At 33.6% G+C, this 14,738-nt stretch carries 13 protein-coding genes and 1 pseudogene; 9 read left to right on the plus strand and 5 right to left on the minus strand.

Annotated elements, in window-relative coordinates; genetic code table 11:
• The first annotated feature begins 2 nt into the window (after positions 1-2).
• The 3 genes and pseudogenes from GQ46_RS08120 (at position 3) to GQ46_RS08130 (ending at position 3,144) form a co-directional block, all read left to right on the plus strand.
• Complete coding sequence (locus tag GQ46_RS08120; protein ID WP_052503434.1) at positions 3-848, plus strand: FkbM family methyltransferase; 846 nt, start codon at positions 3-5, stop codon at positions 846-848.
• A gap of 609 nt (positions 849-1,457) precedes the next feature.
• Positions 1,458-1,988 (plus strand): annotated as a pseudogene (locus GQ46_RS18125) (glycosyltransferase); the annotation flags it as partial.
• Positions 1,981-3,144, plus strand: coding sequence for a lipopolysaccharide biosynthesis protein (locus GQ46_RS08130; RefSeq protein WP_044400339.1), 1,164 nt, complete (start codon positions 1,981-1,983; stop codon positions 3,142-3,144). The pseudogene GQ46_RS18125 and the gene GQ46_RS08130, both read left to right, overlap by 8 nt.
• 54 nt (positions 3,145-3,198) lie before the next feature.
• On the opposite strand, the gene GQ46_RS08135 is transcribed toward GQ46_RS08130, so the two are convergent.
• On the minus strand, positions 3,199-4,032 hold the full coding sequence (locus GQ46_RS08135) for a 2OG-Fe(II) oxygenase (protein WP_044400342.1): 834 nt from the start codon (positions 4,030-4,032) through the stop codon (positions 3,199-3,201).
• A 220-nt stretch (positions 4,033-4,252) separates the two neighbouring features.
• Here GQ46_RS08135 and GQ46_RS08140 point away from each other — a divergent pair, with 220 nt between their 5' ends.
• Positions 4,253-5,257, plus strand: a complete 1,005-nt coding sequence (locus GQ46_RS08140) for an SGNH/GDSL hydrolase family protein (protein ID WP_044400345.1) — start codon at positions 4,253-4,255, stop codon at positions 5,255-5,257.
• An 85-nt stretch (positions 5,258-5,342) separates the two neighbouring features.
• On the opposite strand, the gene GQ46_RS08145 is transcribed toward GQ46_RS08140, so the two are convergent.
• A complete protein-coding gene (locus tag GQ46_RS08145) occupies positions 5,343-6,965 on the minus strand; it encodes a glycosyltransferase family 39 protein (RefSeq protein WP_044400348.1) in 1,623 nt (540 codons plus the stop codon).
• The gene (locus GQ46_RS08150; RefSeq protein WP_156133127.1) at positions 6,962-8,083 is read right to left on the minus strand and encodes a hypothetical protein; all 1,122 of its coding nucleotides are present in this window, start codon (positions 8,081-8,083) and stop codon (positions 6,962-6,964) included. The genes GQ46_RS08145 and GQ46_RS08150 overlap by 4 nt, the downstream gene beginning before the upstream one ends.
• Positions 8,084-8,214: 131 nt before the next feature.
• Between GQ46_RS08150 and GQ46_RS08155 the strand changes: the two genes are divergently transcribed.
• The 5 genes from GQ46_RS08155 to GQ46_RS08175 are packed head-to-tail and all read left to right on the plus strand — an operon-like array spanning position 8,215 to position 13,548.
• Complete coding sequence (locus GQ46_RS08155; protein ID WP_044400354.1) at positions 8,215-9,186, plus strand: SGNH/GDSL hydrolase family protein; 972 nt, start codon at positions 8,215-8,217, stop codon at positions 9,184-9,186.
• Between the two features lie 2 nt (positions 9,187-9,188).
• Complete coding sequence (locus GQ46_RS08160; RefSeq protein ID WP_044400357.1) at positions 9,189-10,709, plus strand: B12-binding domain-containing radical SAM protein; 1,521 nt, start codon at positions 9,189-9,191, stop codon at positions 10,707-10,709.
• 11 nt (positions 10,710-10,720) lie between these two features.
• Positions 10,721-11,377: a methyltransferase gene (locus tag GQ46_RS08165; RefSeq protein WP_044400360.1), complete on the plus strand. Its 657-nt coding sequence runs from the start codon at positions 10,721-10,723 to the stop codon at positions 11,375-11,377.
• Positions 11,378-11,382: 5 nt separating this feature from the next.
• The gene (locus tag GQ46_RS08170; protein WP_082041729.1) at positions 11,383-12,348 is read left to right on the plus strand and encodes an acyltransferase family protein; all 966 of its coding nucleotides are present in this window, start codon (positions 11,383-11,385) and stop codon (positions 12,346-12,348) included.
• Positions 12,349-12,360: 12 nt separating this feature from the next.
• Positions 12,361-13,548 (plus strand): SGNH/GDSL hydrolase family protein, encoded by a 1,188-nt coding sequence (locus tag GQ46_RS08175; RefSeq protein WP_044400366.1) that lies wholly within the window; start codon positions 12,361-12,363, stop codon positions 13,546-13,548.
• A gap of 13 nt (positions 13,549-13,561) precedes the next feature.
• On the opposite strand, the gene GQ46_RS08180 is transcribed toward GQ46_RS08175, so the two are convergent.
• Both GQ46_RS08180 and GQ46_RS17870 read right to left on the minus strand, forming a co-directional pair.
• A complete protein-coding gene (locus GQ46_RS08180) occupies positions 13,562-14,560 on the minus strand; it encodes a hypothetical protein (protein WP_156133128.1) in 999 nt (332 codons plus the stop codon).
• 18 nt (positions 14,561-14,578) lie between these two features.
• Positions 14,579-14,737: a DUF5989 family protein gene (locus tag GQ46_RS17870; RefSeq protein WP_197077346.1), complete on the minus strand. Its 159-nt coding sequence runs from the start codon at positions 14,735-14,737 to the stop codon at positions 14,579-14,581.
• Between the last annotated feature and the right edge of the window lies 1 nt (position 14,738).

A 14,738-nucleotide genomic window follows, 5' to 3' on the forward strand; every position in this document is an offset into this window, starting at 1 on the left:
ATATGCATATTCAGCTCAAAAACCACAGTTTCCAAATTGATCCAGGACAAAATAAGCACTTTTGGAAACATATAAATTCTACAGATTGGGAACCGCATTCATTTGTTATTTTTGATTATTTCATAAATGAAAAATCAGTAGTTCTAGACGTTGGTTCTTGGAGTGGTGTATTAACGCTCTATGCTGCAAAAACGGCCAAAGAGGTACATGCCCTAGACCCAGATCCTGTATGTTTTAGCGAATTGGAAACAAATGTTGCCTTGAATCTAGATATTTCTGGAAAAATTAAAACGCATCAAACAGCTATTTCAGATAAAAAAGAGACGCTGTACTTGTCGGCCAGAGAAGCCTATGGGCAATCGTCTAGTAGTATTTTAAATCGAAAACGAGACAAAGAACATTCGTTTGAACTCGAAACGATTTCATTGTTTGATTTTTTAGAAAAAGAGCACATTCAACAGGTCAATTTTATCAAAATGGATGTGGAAGGTGCCGAGTTTAAAATTTTACCAACCTTTGGCAAAGCTTTAAAGAAAATAAACTATCCAACGTTGTATGTGTCTTTTCATTATAGCTTTTTAAATGAAAATTTTTATTACAGACATGTCCCTTTTGGTTTTTTAAACAAAGTATTTATCCGACTAGAACATACCTTTGGCTTTACATTGTTTAAGAATCGAATGCGAAAGGAGATCGCAAATTTGTATAACGATTTAAAAGCATATATGTACATTTATAAAACGAACGGAACTGAGATTTCATTTAAAGAATTAAAGCACAAGCCGGAATTGATAAAGAATACAGATTTGGTGTTTACCAATACAAAGTGGAACCCTAAAAAAGAATAGCAAAATGTTTTGCGAAAGCATTTCAGAAACTAAACTAGTTATTTTCAATAAGTATCTATTTTTAATCTCAATGATGCATAATGCAATATTATGGAAAACAAAAGTCAACATATTGTTTTTTTAACACCTGGTTTTGCAAAGTCTGAAGAAGATTCAACCAATATTCCAGCCTTGCAAGTATTCTTGAAATCGTTACGAAAGGCTTTACCTGAGGCTAAACTAACACTACTTACTTTTCAGTTTCCACATACGAAAAAAGAATATTATTGGCATGACATTAGAATCATTCCGCTCAATGGACAAAGCAAAAAATTGAAGAAATTTTGGGTATGGAAAAGCGTGTTGAAAACACTAAAAAAAATTCATCAAAAAGAAAAAATTGAAACGATTCACAGCTTTTGGATTGGCGAATGTTCCAGTATTGGAGAGCGATTTGCTAAAAAACATAAAATTAATCATGTTGTTACAGTGATGGGGCAGGATGCAACAGTTGTAAATTTTCATGCAAAACGTTTGTTAAATTCTAATGTAAAAATAGTCACGCTTTCGCGAAATCATCAAGCAGCATTATCAAAAACCTACAACTTAGATTCTACTATTATTCCATGGCATCTGGATATTGACTTATTTCCAGAAATTCAAGAAAAGACGATTGACATTTTAGGTGTTGGCTCATTAAACACCATCAAGAATTATTCAGATTTTATAGAAATTATTTCAACAATTTCTAAAACGCATAAAGACCTAAACGTTGGTATCGTTGGTGATGGTGCTTTGCAAAATGACGTAGAACTAAAGATTCAAAATTTAGGCCTGACAAATACAATAACACTACTAGGTAAACTAGCAAGAACAGAAGTTTTAGAGAAAATGGCGCGATCGAATATTCTATTACACACAAGTCATTACGAATCGTTTGGCTATGTGTTTTTAGAAGCTTTATATTCTGGAATGCAACTGGCTACGTATAACGTAGGACTGGCAAAAGCATCTCAACATTGGAATATTTGTGAAAATAAAGTGCAACTAATTGAAACTTTAAAAAAATTACTGGCAATACCAATACAAACTAAAGACCGAATTCTATTAGGGTCTGAAACAGCTACTATAAACGCTTATCTTAATTTGTACCATGCGTAGATTAAAACTAATAGGAGTAAATACCATTCAAGGATTTGCTAACCCTGCATTTAATTTTTTAATCGTGGTTTTTGGTATTAAGACCTTTGGAAAAACGGATTGGGCTAGTTTGATTAATGTGATGCTATGGGTATTCTTAGTAACATTTATCCTTGGTTGGGGAAACAGAGATCACCTATTACGAAAGTACAGTGAGGAGCCAGGAAAAATGTATCATGCTTTTTTTAGTAATTTTTTGTCAAGAAGCTTACTTTTACCTTTCTCATTATTATTTTTTCTGTTTTTTCCTGTTACAATTGCTTTTTGGGCGATGTTATTGGTTATACTTACATTTACCTATGCTTCATTAAGCACGTTGGTCATTTATCATCAAAAATTTAGTGCACAATTATTGGCAGAAATTGTAGCATTTACAATTATTTTTGGGTGTATTTTTTATTTCAAATCCTTTAACTTAGAAACGTTTTTAAAAGTATATACCACAGCAATTGCCACAAAGCTAATAGTATTAAGCGCCCAAATGAACTTTTGGGAAGAATCCTTTTCTGCTAAAATTTCCATCCAGGAATTCAGAGCTGGCTCTCCTTTTTTTATTCTTGGACTCAGTGGCTGGTTGATGTCCAAAGTAGATATTTATATGGTAGATTTCTACCTAGAAAAATCACAATTAGCCGAGTATCAATTGTTGATTACTGCTTTTTTAATGCTGCAAGCTTTAGCTGCTTATATTACTATTCCATTTACTAAACATGTCTATCGTTTATCGGATGAAATTTTGCAAAAGATTAAATATAAATTATACTACATAGCACTTCCATTAACCATTTTAGGTGGATTCTCTATATGGTTGATTATGGAATATTTTGTAAAACTAGACCTATCCTACGTGTATTATTTGGTTGGCGCTCTCTTCGCCTTACCTTGCTATTTCTATACCTTAAACATTATAGAACTCATGAAAAACCATAGAGAACGTAGTATAATCTATATTAGTATCGCTGGTTTTTTTGTAAATATTACTTTAATATTCTTATTAATAGAAACCTATGAAATTTTTGGTGTGTTAATTAGCGTCTGCATCACACAATGGATAGTGCTCATCGCATACAAGGTTTATAGGAAGTTTGCACGAAAAATGATTTTGAATTCTAGGTAAAATAATGACTTTAAAATATCTGTTATTATTTATTTAAGAAATTACCTAGGAAAATTATTTCTTCTTTTGAAAGAAATTCAACACTTTACTCACAAAATCGTCATTAATCCCCAAATTTCCTTTAAGCCAAGTGTAGATCGCAATCATTTTTTTATCAACCCATATAAAAACGGCTTTAAAACCATCGTTCGGACGTGCACGGTAATTGGTAGCTCTCCGTTTGAATGACCCTTTTTTTTCTTTTGTAAAATAATACAAGGCAATCGATTTTCGAGTAATACCCGCTGGACATTGTATGGGATCTGGAAAGCCATGATACGAATCCTCATCCGTATTAAATACAACAATTCTATTAAAAACAGGCTCAATCTTTACTGCACATTTAGACATGTCTTTTTCCCAAAGTTCCAAAGCACCTCCATATGAAGTGGGCCAATCTTTGTTTAAATAAACTAACAAATTTACACGACGTTTCCATGTTTTTTTATGCGGGTGCACGGTAAAATCTGCATGAATATTCAAATAACCACCCCGTTCACTTTGATGAATCCCACCTCCTTCAATCGTTTTATCAGCCAATAAATTAGGAATTCCTGTTAGGTTTTCTAGATGCCTAATAAATTGGGGTGAGTTTAATTCCTTAATTATTCCGTCACGAATAAACGCAGGAATCAACTCTAGTTTATTGAGTCCATGTTTTTTTTCGTTGACATGTACATAATGAATCCAACCCGCATCTTCAATCTTAGGAAAAACGTCCAACGCTTTTTCTGCGGCTTCTATTTCTAAAAAATTATCAAGAACCAGATGTGGATAGGGCAACGCTTTTTGATAATTTTTAGTATCCGTTTCTAAGGTTATATTCCATTTAGAATAATCAAAAATCATAGGGCAGTTTCCTTAATATTTAGGATCTAAATGTAAGAAAATATAGGATTCGTTTTACGTAATGTTGAATCCTTCTAGAATTTTTATCTTTTACAAAATACAAGTGTCTGCTTTTTTTGATTGTAAGATTTTTGTAGTTCCTTTGTTCCAAATCCTTCTTATGAAATACCTGCGGTTGTTATTGACTAATTTTTTAGTTTTATCTGGACTTTTGCTAATTATGAGTATCATAGCTTATTTTGTGGAAGCCAACCGAATAAAAACTTTTTTCACATTTATCGGGACCAAACAAGCCGAATTTATGCAACCAGATTCTACAGCGATGTTCGTTCATAAATATAATGTAAGGATTCATGAAAATTGGGGAACGCCAGAACAACGGATAACGACAGAAAAAAGGACGAATAATCTTGGTTTTAAGGAAGACACTGATGTCTTCTCTAAAAAAGAAAATGAATATAGGATATTAGTCACGGGAGATTCTCATACAGATGGCATCGTAAGATATAATTCAGAGTCATTCATCAATGTTTGGGAAGAAAAATTAAACACGCGAGATACAACTATATTTTATAATTGTTTAAATGGTGGCGTGGGTTATTACACTTTTCGTAATTACTATGGTTTTTTGAAGAAGCATAAAGATTTACATCCTGATATTTATCTTATCAATGTATTTACAGGAAATGACTTTCGGGAAGCTACTGTTTTTGAAGACGATCGCACTAGTATTCCTAATGTATACAGAAGTGTTTGGATGCGTTTACAAAGAAAATTTCATTCTCAAGCGCAGAAAAAGGTGCCTCGTAACCAAGGATTAGATCAATTACATTTCTTTAAATATTTCCCAAGAGAGAAAGCGCGCTCTTTGCAACTGGCACAATACTATCTTTTAAAAATTAAAGCCTTGTGTACACATGAAAACATCCGATTGATTGTCACTTTATTGCCTTCAAAATTAGATGTAAATCCTGCATTTAGAAATGAAATGCAGCAATTATTCAATTTAGGCTCGGAAACAATGGCCATCAATGAACAACTTTCTAAAACCTTAGAAAATTGGTTAGCCAAACAAAATATTGAATACATCAATTTAAAACCAGCTTTACAAAAGTCAAGTGAAAAACTATATCTTGATCAAGATTTACATATCAATGCCAATGCACACCGTATTATTGGCGAACTATTATATGAAGAAATATCACCGTTAACTCACGTAAAATAATTCTTTTTTACAAAGGCTTAAGCGTAAGTGAAAAACTCATCATTCCAGAGTTAAATAGGTCCTAAAAAAGGAAAACAAGAAAAATTTATTTCACAACTTTCTTGGCTAAGCCTTCATTGAACATTAAATACATTTCGCCTTTACCAGGTAACCAACGTGAATATTCATAAGCTTTAATAACTTGATCTACTTTGTTAGGTTTGAAAACTAAACTATAAATAGGTGTTACATTTTCCCACCATTTTTCTTGTTCTTCAGAAAAGTGATAGGTTGTAACAAATTCGACACCTCCATTGATATGATTTTCTGAAATTCCAGAAGCCATAAGTTCATTCAGCGCGTCCCAACGTACCCGATTCCAAGATAAATAATCATGTGTCGCACAAACAGAGAACCAAGTAAGGGCACCTAAAAAAGCAAATGCCACATATTGATACCTTTGTTTTGGGATTTTATTAGAATTCGCAGCTAGAAAAACAATGGCAATGGGAAATAACGGTAGCAAATAGCGATCGTACACACCTACCAACAAAAATGGTGTTAGGTACACGGTAAAAAACACAAACGACAATAATACGATTGGAGAAACTACTGTTTTATTAAATACAGAAACCACCATGACTCTGATGTGAAAAAGGAGTGCTACACTTGAAAACACCCCAATTGCAGTCACGATTTGCCAAAACAATTCGGGTGCACGTGGTGCTGGACTCGTCGTAAAATTTCCAGCATGATCATAGAGTGTGGTAGGACCCACTCCAAAATCAATCCAAATATTATCTAAACTTGGTAACACTTTCCCTATTTTAATTAAAATGCCAGTAATAAGCACCGTCCAAAGAACAGCCCAAATTTTATATCCTTTAAACGTATATCGACCGATGTAAAAAATTAAAATAGGTGTCAATAAGAACCCGATATAAGCCAAGCATCGAAAAAAATAGGATAAAATTAAAATAATTAATTTTTTATCTATATTTCTAATGTTTTCAAGTAATAAATTAAACTTAGAGTTATACCGCTCTTGCAACAAATCATTGGACTCCATGAAATATGAAAAAAGCATCGCAAAAATAATGAGTGCGAACAAAGGTAAAATGGCTTTGGCCATGTTTTTAAATGTTCGTTTTTCCGTTAAGAGTACAGTAATCAACCAAACTACTGGAAAAACCCAGGCCAATTGACGAATTAAAAAGGCCCAACAACAAAAGAAAACAGCCCAAAATATAGACTGCAAATTCTCTGTGTTTATGGCTTTAGCATAAAAATAAAAACACCAAACAGTCATGCAATAGAAAGGAACATCGGTCATAAACGAAAACGACAAGGATAAAAATATTGGATTCATCATGCATAGAACCGTTCCAAATAAGTTCATCCAACGCGTCACACGAGCAAGTTTAAAGAGTTCGTAAATGCCGAGAATCGTTGCAAATCCCATCAACAGCGTTGACCAACGCAAAACCGTAAACGAAAAACCAAATAGCTTTGTAAAGAAATACCCCCAATAGACATGGCTTACCAAGGTCATTTCCCCCCAATTGTAGAGTTTTAAATACCCTTCTTCAAGAAGTGTTTTAACAGATTTCCCATAACACCAATCGTCGTTTAATGGAAAATCGCCAATCGGATTTATAATGACAATCACCAACAACCATAAGAGCAGCAAGCCGAGTTGGTCTTGGTGTTTTTTAAAAAATCTAATCATTTTTTATAGTAGCTAAAATAGGATTCAATTTGCGCCTTAGCAAAGGCATTCCCAGCTTCGCTCCAATGTCCGTCGCATGATAAAAATAAGGCTTCATATTCATCCTCGGAAAGATTTTCGGTTCGTGGTAACAAGTCTAAATAGCCTACCCCTATACTGTCACAAACAGCTTTGAGTTGTTTTCCTAACGGATTCTTACCATGTTCCCGAAAGGCTTTAATTTCCTTGAATATGGGAATGCTATAAACCATTACAGGACGATCTCCAGCGTGTTCTTTAATAGCTTCTAACGCATAGCGCATACGATTAAATTGCTTTTCGGAGTAATTAAAATAACTTGGTACTTGAGAAGCTGCTAACAACTTATCCTTAGGAATCGCTTGCACGTTTTTCATGGCGCGTACATAGCGATACATGATGTAGGAATGCGTGAAATTCTTTAATAATTTATTGATAAGATGTTGCTTTCCCGGTCGTGCTTTCGATTTTTGAATACTATCTGCATAATATACCAAAGCATAATCTGGATAGTTTCCGTCTAAAAAAGGTTGGTATCTATCACCGCCAACACGCAAATTAATTTCGTAATCGTCGTCAATAAAATCGTTTGAAGGTAAAATGCTCACCAAGACGGCTTCATGTGAATATTTTCGTGCTAGCGTTTTGTACAACATCATATATTGGGTTGGACCAAAATTCCCTGCCATTCCATAATTCAAATGTGGAATATCAGTTTCCTTTTCGAGTAAATTCGTCAAGCGATCTTCCAGTTGTACACCAATGCCTTCGGTAAAAGAATCGCCTAATGCGACCACTCTTTTCGTTTCTGCGTTTATTACGCGCTCTTGATCACGAAACCCCTGAGAATTAGACCTATACAACACATCAAAACAGTATTTTTTCTGTCGATACGTATCATTAGGCAAATGCAATGTGCCAAAATTTTCGTCTAGATCAAACCAAAAATTTTGCGTATTTTGAAAGGTATAAGTTGGCAGTTCTATCTTGATTTCAGCGATTCGAATGTAAATAGCTAACACAATTTCGAGTAGAATGAATGTAATACCAAATAGTAATATTACATGTTTGATAGGTTTTAAAATATACTTTTTGAGCAAAATGTTTCTATTAAAAATTTGATAGTTTGAAAACAAATATACAGTCTCTACAATGAGATTCTTTATTCACCTCAAAAAAAATTAGAATTTCTTGATACTTCATGTATCTTTATTGCGAATTTGACACATGAATGAGACAGTTAAAATTTAAAATTTTCGCCCTCGTATTGGGCCTTTTTCTTAGTGTTTTTCTAGGAGAAATTATTGCCAGAATCTACTTTTTTGGAGGTGCTGCATTTTCATATTCGCGAACAAATTCATTTGGTATTTTAGACAATTCTGGTCTATTAAAATATTCTGATGCTGACGAGTTAAAATATGAATTACTACCAAATTTAGACACTAAATACAAACTTGCCGATTTTCATACCAATGCGGAAGGTTTCCGCGATCGGAATCATGAAATGAATTCGAAGACTACTAAAATAGCCATTTTGGGCGATTCGTTTACTATGGGAACGGGTGTTTCGCAAGATGAAATGTATGTGACGCAAACAGAAAAAATTTTGAATGAACAAGATTCAAATACCACCTATGAAGTTTTTAATTTTGGCGTTTCTGGCTATGCGCTTACAAATTATAGATTCATTTTAGAACGAAATGTGTTAAGGTATCATCCAAATTTAGTGGTGATTGGGTTTTGCGCTTCTAACGATCATTATAAACCAGGAAAAGATTTTTCGTTGGACGATTTCACCATTAAACCTAAAAAAAATGTATTCTGGGATTGGTATTTAAAAAAAATGCTCAGTATCAAACTCAAACCAAAAGAACTATCGCCTGTTGTATACGAAACTAAACATATACAGCATATAGACGAACAGTTTCAAAACTTTAAAAATATTTTAACTAAAAACAATAGCGAGGGCATCATTTTTTATATGGATTTGGTTTATGATCCAGTTCGCGTTGAGCATATTCAAGCTTTAGCTAAAAAAAATAAATTAGGATTCGTTGATGCTTCCGGGTTTTTTCGGGATAAAAATCTATTTCAGTACATTGTGAACGAATTAGATCCGCATCCAAACGGAAAAGCGAACCAAATCTTTGCAGAAAAGCTTTCAAGTTATATTTTAGCGAATAGAAACCACATATTCAACTAACCATGAGAAATAAAATCATTATATTCAATCCAAGAAGTGCCAATGCAAAGCATCGCTTACCTAATACTATTATTCAAGTTGGCGCTGCGATTCATGGAAAATATGATTATATTTTTGTAGATGGAAATATGGAAACCGATCCATGGGAAACCATTTCAGGATATTTTGCCACAGGTGAGTACAAATATTTTTGTTTGACCGTGATGCCTGGGCCACAATTAAAGCAAGCAATTCCGTACGCCAAAAAGATAAAAGAATTGCATCCCAGTGCCATCAATATTTGGGGTGGTTATTTTGCGTCGAATCAGTATCAAGCGTGTATGAACTCTGGGTATATTGACTATATAATTAGCGGCCCCGGCGATAATACTTTCCCCAAGCTGTTAGACGTTTTAGAAGGTAAAAGTGACGAAAAGCTAATGCTTATTCGAAATCTTATTTTTAAAAATGAAGAAGGCAAAATTATCCAAACGGTAAAAGAAGCGTTACTTAACCAAGATACATTACCACCATATCCATACGAATATTTTAATACCTTTTATCCTTTGGAGAACTATTTGGCAAAGACATTTATGGGACGTAGAACGTTTGCCTATCATTCCAGTATGGGCTGTCCCTTTACCTGTTCTTTTTGTGCTGTTGTTCCCATTTATAATGCAAAATGGAAGGCAAAAGCAGCACCGACTATCTATAAAGATTTAAAATATTTTAAGGAAAAATACAATATCGACGCGGTGGAATTTCATGATAATAATTTTTTTACATCGAAAAAACGGGTGATGGAATTTTCCAAGCTTGTTATAGATGATAATATAGAATGGTGGGGCGAAGGTCGTATTGATACCATTAATAAATACTCGGACGAAGAATTGCATTTGATGCGAAAGGCTGGTTGCCGTATGATATTTCTGGGTGCAGAAACTGGAAACGACGAGGTGTTAAAGCAAATGAATAAGGGCGGGACACAGACCGGTAAAATGATTAAAAGTTTTGTAAAGCGCATGAAAGCTGTGGATATTATTCCTGAATTATCGTTTGTATTAGGTTTGCCTGGACCAAACGAAAAAAAGGTATATGAGCAAATTTTGTGGGACATTAATTTTATTCGAGAGATCAAAGTGATCAACCCAGATGCAGAGATTATTATTTATCTTTATAGTCCTGTGCCAACAGAAGGTTCTGAGTTGTACAAGCAAATTACAGAGGCCGGTTTTTCCTTTCCAGAGGAATTAGAAGAATGGATTCAACCAAGCTGGGAAAAGTTCGATTTACGAAAAAACCCACTAACGCCATGGTTAAAACCTTATATGGTAGATAAGATTCAAAATTTTGAAACCGTGTTGAATGGCTATTACCCAACAGCTTCCGATTTCCGAATTAAAGGCTATAAAAAATGGGTGCTTAAATTGGTTTCTGGTTATCGTTTTAAATATGGTTGGTACAAGTTTCCATACGAGATCAAAGTATTACATAAGATTTGGAAATACCGTCAGCCAGAAATTGAAGGTTTCTATTCAGAATAACCACTAGAAATATGCTTAAGAAATTAAAAAAAATCATATTTCCGCTTGCAAAGTTGGTGTTTAACACCTATCATTTAAGGGAACGCAACTATGTGTACGAAGATATTGAAGTTGCTATTTGTGCCGAAGTGTTTCCTCCGCATTTTACCATAAGCACTAAAATTCTACTCGATTATCTAAAACCCCTTAATCTTAAAAACAAAACCTTTTTAGAACTCGGTTGCGGCTCAGGTATTATTTCACTGTTCGCGGCCTCCAAAGGCGCAAAAGTAACTGCTTCCGACATTAATCAAATTGCGATTGATGCTTTGAAAGAAGCTTCTTTAAAGAATGAAATTGATTTACATGTCGTGTATTCTGATTTGTTTGATAATTTAGAAGAACAAACATTTGAATATATTATTATCAATCCGCCGTACTACCCAAAAGCACCAAAAAATGACAAAGAACGTGCTTGGTTTTGCGGAGAAGATTTTGAATATTTTAAAAAATTATTCGCACAACTTTTTGAACATCTAGCACTAAATACTTGGATGATTTTATCAGAAGATTGTGAGATTGAACACATCAAACAGCTCGCTTCTAAGAACGGATTGGCTTTTAAGTTAATGCTACAAAAAAGTGTTGTAAACGAGAAAAACTATATCTTCAGTATTCAAAAAGCCTAAATGATTTGCAGACAAATTCCCGGAATATATTATTAGACATTTTAAAAATCGTTGTCGCGCTATTCGTAATTGCGTTGCATTGCCGCTTTTTATCTGATAAGAACGCCATTGTGTATCAAATTTTTGGAAATGGCATTTTTAAGATTGCCATACCGCTATTCCTTTGTGTCAACGGCTTCTTTTTATTCAATGCATTTAAAAGTGACCGCATTAAAATTTGGGCAAAACGTGTTGGCATTTTATATCTCGTCTGGATGTTTATTTATAGTTATTTTTGGGTGTATTTAAATAATTTTAATCCACTAAAAATCATTCCTGTTTTACTGTTTGGTTTTAATCATTTATGGTATTTAGTGGCGCTTTTTTTTGGTGGTTTGGTATTGTATCAACTTCGTAATGCATCAAACACGGTGTTAATTACAGGTGCTCTTTTTCTATATTTAATTGGACTCACCGTTCAATATCTGGGAGTGTTTCAGGTGTTTTCTGGACAACTACTATTGAATAAACTCGTGAATTATCCACCATTACATCGCAATTTTTTATTTTACGCATTACCCTATTTAAGTATGGGCTATGTACTTAGACGCTCTAACTTTCACACTAATCTCAAAAAACAAACCGTACTCATACTACTTAGTATAAGCTTGTTATTGTTGGTCGCAGACAGTTTGATTAATTATTATTTTTTACCGCAGGATCTTATCCTGAACATGAATCTTTCCTTTTTGCTATTAGGCCCTGTATTGTTAATTACGGCGTTTACATTTAAGGTTACGTCAAATCTAAATAGCAAATTATTATCTTCGTATTCCGTCGCTATTTATTTAGTGCATCCTTTAATTATATTTCTAATTTTTAATGTCGTTACTTTGTCTGAGACCGCGTTAACTTTAGCAACAACGATATTATCTGTGATTGGAAGTTATCTCTTGATTCAGCTGAATACCAAGTTAAAATACATTTTATAAACTCTTTTATTCGTGAAAAGTAAACTCAAATTCGCTTCGATTTTATTCAGAAATTTAGTAATCGTTTTTCTTTTGATAGAAATTGGACTAGGTGTTTTTTACAGTTATCATGATGAAAGTGGTATTGACGCCAATACTGAACGCCTTATTGCTTCTGGTGCATTTGGCGATTTGGATGATACAACTGTCAAAGAAATTTACAGAGAACTTCGTCAACAAGACATGCTATGGGAACCGTATTTGCACTATCGCTTCAAACCGATGAATGGCAAACATAATACGATTTATGAAAATGGGCATAGAAAAACAGTAAATTATAGCTTGAAAGACTCTGCAACAGCCTTGAAAATATTTTGTTTTGGTGGCTCTACGATGTATAGTGCGGGCGCAAGGGATGCCCACACCATCCCATCAGAATTATCGAAATTGATACACACTTCTTTTCCCAATCAAAATGTAGAAATCACCAATTTTGGCTGTCATGGCTATACACGCGCTACGGAGAATATTCAATTACAACGTGAACTCACCAAAAATAACATCCCCGATATTGTCATTTTCTACGACGGTGTAAATGAAGTCATTTCTGCACACCAAAATAATGAAGCAGGTTTACCAACAAATGCCTATAACCGTAAGAAAGAATTTAAAATTGCACACAGTTATAAGCGACGCATAAAATTAATGATTACCTCTAGCAATTTATATAGAGCGATTACGACGCTACAACTAAAAATAGCTACCAATTCACCCTATAAGCAATTAAGTGCACGTTCAAATACATTGGCTATAGACATTGCAGGCACCTATTTGGGTTATGTGAAAATTTCAAAAAGTTTGGAAGAGACTTACAAGTTTAAAGTCTTTAATTTTTTACAACCGGTAGTTTATTCAAAAAATAATTTAACAGAAGTAGAAAAAGGTTATTTTAAAGACCATCAGTATTATGAAAACCTCTATGACTTATCCTATGAATTGATTCGGAAAGATTCGTTGATGAAAAGCGACAGCACTTTTATTGACATTAGCGATGTATTTGATACTTCTAACAAAACAATTTATTGCGACTTTTGCCATACAAGTGAATTGGGTAATGAACTGGTTGCTGCACGCATTTTCAAATATCTAAAACCAGAATTAACAACAACAGAAGATACTGTAAAGTTACTTAAAACTGAAAACCGCAGGAAAGAAGACTAATAATACATTAATCTTAATTATTATTTAATGACATTTCATTGTGTAAAAAAATGCTCAAACTAATATTTCCGTTCAAATTAATATGTGGATCATTAACAAAATACAATCTCGAATGCAATGAATCTTTTGCTTGAAAAAAGGGTAAAGGATTAAGATGATTAACATTTTTATAGGTGCTTAAATCTTTTTTCGCTTCACTAAAAAACGGATAATCTTGGTGTTGAATAGCCGTCTTATTTTGAAACATGGCACCCAGCGTTTTCATGTTTTCAAAATAATAATCGCTCACTTGTGCTGCATGAGGAATCCATAAGATATAGACTGTAACATCTTCAGGAACAGCATCTAAAAACGTTTTCATATGGCCTATCCAAGAGAAATAACGCTTTTTAAAATCGCCTTTTAATAGCAATGTATCGTCTAAATAATAACAATCACTTTTTAGAAAACGTTTGGTTCGAATGTCGTAAAAATCGGTATCAAATTCTTTCTTTAACATTCCTGGAAGCCTAATTTCTTTCTTAACATTAAGAATGGCTAGGCGTTGATTTAAATAGCCTAAACTTAAAAAATGGTCTGAAGCTTCCCAATATAAATTTCTGGCAATGGAAAATTCCTCTAAATTCCATAAATGATTAACGTCAATCAAATCATTTCCAACATATACTTGATATAAAATGGCTTTGGGATGGTGCTTTTTTATTTTTTTTTGAGCGAATGTATTTACTTGTCTAATACCAAAACCAGGAACACTAAAATTTACAACCGAAAAATCTAGTGCGCTTTTTCGCAGCATATCCACATAGTTAATCTCTTTTGATGTTGCTGAAAACGAATCACCAAACACCATAAGATCTATAGCCGTATCCTCAAGCTCTTCACTCGTGTTTAAGCCCTGGCTTTGAACATTATAGAAATCTATTATATTAAGTCTGTAGCAAATTTCAAATAGAAATAACGTCACAAAAGCGATAATTACAATCTTAAAAAGCAATTTGCAGATTTTATTCAAAAAAAGCATTTAACTTAATTAAAAGAGTGTATACACAAATGGCGCAATAACAGAGTTCTCAGCAAAAAGAACCAATACCGTTAAAAGAACTAAAACGATGATAATTGGGATTAACCAAAACTTTTTTTGTTCTATTAAAAAAGCACCTAACTGCTTTAATGTTTCGTACTTACTCATA

Origin of the sequence: Lacinutrix sp. Hel_I_90, from assembly GCF_000934685.1 — a bacterium.
Taxonomy (GTDB): domain Bacteria; phylum Bacteroidota; class Bacteroidia; order Flavobacteriales; family Flavobacteriaceae; genus Lacinutrix.